The 2,059-nt window shown below is 73.6% G+C and carries 2 protein-coding genes; one reads left to right on the top strand and one right to left on the bottom strand.

The features are described from left to right. The first annotated feature begins 139 nt into the window (after positions 1-139). Complete coding sequence (locus tag GXW76_RS25225; RefSeq protein WP_211864892.1) at positions 140-1,075, top strand: sterol desaturase family protein; 936 nt, start codon at positions 140-142, stop codon at positions 1,073-1,075. 18 nt (positions 1,076-1,093) lie between these two features. Here the strand turns inward: GXW76_RS25225 and GXW76_RS25220 are convergent. Next, positions 1,094-2,059, bottom strand: a 966-nt coding sequence (locus GXW76_RS25220) for a lytic transglycosylase domain-containing protein (protein WP_211864891.1), incomplete at its 5' end; no start/stop codon positions are given.

The raw sequence follows: 2,059 nt of genomic DNA, 5'->3' as shown, positions 1-2,059 counted from the left end.
AGCGCCCCGAGCAGCGCCGGCAGCGCGAGGCGCCGTGGCAGGCCGGTCACGCCGTCCACCCGGCGACCGGGAAATGCTTCCCAACCACCCCCCGGCCATGGGATTCATCCGCACGACATCTCATGAACGCCTCCGACGCATGACCTGGCCTGCCTACGACCCGCTGACCGCCGCCTGGAACTGGCTCGTCTCCCTCGCGGGCATCCTGACCGACCCGGGTTCCCCCTTCTGGTGGCCGACCATCGCGGTTGCGGTGCTCGGCATCGGCGTGGCCGCATTCGCCACCCGGCGCAGCCTGCGCGAGGCGCGGCAGGAAGCCATCCCCCGCAACCGGGCCGAGATGTGGCGGCAATTGCCGGTGGATATCGGGCTGACGCTGGTGAACTCGGCCATTCCCTTCTTCGCCGCGCCGCTGCTGTTCCTGTTCAGCGCTTCGGGCGCGGCGATCGGCGTCGCGCTGATGCTGCCCATCTTCGGGGAACCCGTCGAGGGCATGCGCCTCGACCACGCCGGCGCGATGCTGCTCGCCGCCCTGGTGCCCTTCGTGCTCGGGGACTTCGCCCTCTATTGGACGCACCGGATCTTCCACCGCTACCCGCTGCTGTGGCGCGCGCACCGCCTGCACCATGCGCCGGAGGTGCTGACGCCCTTCACCGCCTTCCGCTTCTGGCCGCAGGAGCAGATCGTGCACATGGCCGGCGCGGCCTTCATGAACGGCCTCGGCCTCGGCCTGGTGGCGACGGCGCTGGGCGGCTCGGTCCAGCCGCTGACGCTGCTCGGGGTGAACGTGCTGTCGCTCGCCTGGAACATCGGCTTCGCGCACCTGCGGCACAGCCATGTCGCGCTGCCCTTCCCGCGCTGGCTGTCCTACGTGCTGGTCAGCCCGCACATGCACCAGGTGCACCACTCGGTCGAGGAACGGCACCACGACCGCAACTTCGCGACCGTCTTCGCGGCCTGGGACTGGCTCTTCGGCTCGCTCTACATCCCCGACCCGCAGGAGCGCTTCCGCTTCGGCGTCGACGCCCCGGCGCCGGCCCCCGCCGCGGCCGCCCTGCCCGCCGCCCCGCTCTGAGCGGGCGCGGCACGGCCGTCACTGCAGCGCGACCGACCGCCGCGCCCCCTGCGCGAGCACCTCCTCGGCGCCAAGGAAGCGCGGGAAGTCGCCGCGCACCAGGGCCTCGAGGCTCGGGGACGGCAGGCCGAGGCGGGAGGCATAGATCCAGGAATAGGCCAGCACCCGCTGCACGTGCTGGCGCGTTTCCTCGATCGGGATGGACTCGATGAACAGGAAGGGGTCGTCCCGGTGCTCCGCCGCCGGCAGCCAGCGCGCGAGGTTGCCGGGCCCCGCGTTGTAGGCGGCGAGCAGTCGGATCAGGTCCCCGCGCACCGCCTCGTGGTTGGCGAGGTAGAGCATGTAGCGCTGCCCGATCTCGAGCGAGAGCGCCGGGTCGTGCAGCCGGGCCGCGCCCTCCCCGCGGAAGGAAGGGTCGTTGGCGACATAGGCCGCGGTGGAGGGCATCACCTGCAGCAGCCCCCGCGCCCCTGCGCGGGAGATGGCCGCCGGGTCGAAGTTCGATTCCTGCCGCGCCAGCGCATAGAGCAGCGCGGGATCGACGCGGAACCCCTGCGCCGGCCGCAACCGCGGCAGCGGGAAGCGCGCGAGATCGCGCGGCCGTCCGTCCGCGCCCTGCGCCAGCCCCGCCAGTTGCGCGCCGAGATTGGTCATCCCTGCGCGCGAGGCCACCGTCAGCATGGCGCCGAGCAGCGCCGCATTGCCGCGCGCGGCGGGCCAGAGGGCGCGCAGCTCGGCCTCCGCCCGCGCCGGCTGGCCGATCTGGAGCAGCGCCAGCGCCCGCCAGCCGCCGCCGGTCTCGACCAGTGCGGCGACGGCGCCATCGCCCCCCGCCTCCCCGTGCCAGGCGAAGCCGGGCGCGAGGCCGAGGGAGCGCCGGGCGAGCAGCCCGTGGAAGGTGCGCGGCTCCTGCGAGGCCAGCAGCATCCACGGGACGTAGTGCTGCGGACGGCGCGCGCGCACCGCGGCGCGCGCCGTCCAGAA

It is taken from the genome of Neoroseomonas soli (assembly GCF_018129065.1).
Taxonomy (GTDB): domain Bacteria; phylum Pseudomonadota; class Alphaproteobacteria; order Acetobacterales; family Acetobacteraceae; genus Neoroseomonas; species Neoroseomonas soli.
Note: the sequence above shows the minus strand (reverse complement) of the source record. Positions and strands in the feature narration are given on the sequence as shown.

Bases quoted from the DNA above. Each gene is read 5' to 3' on its own strand.
- GXW76_RS25225 (WP_211864892.1), top strand. From the start codon at position 140: ATGACCTGGCCTGCCTACGACCCGCTGACCGCCGCCTGGAACTGGCTC.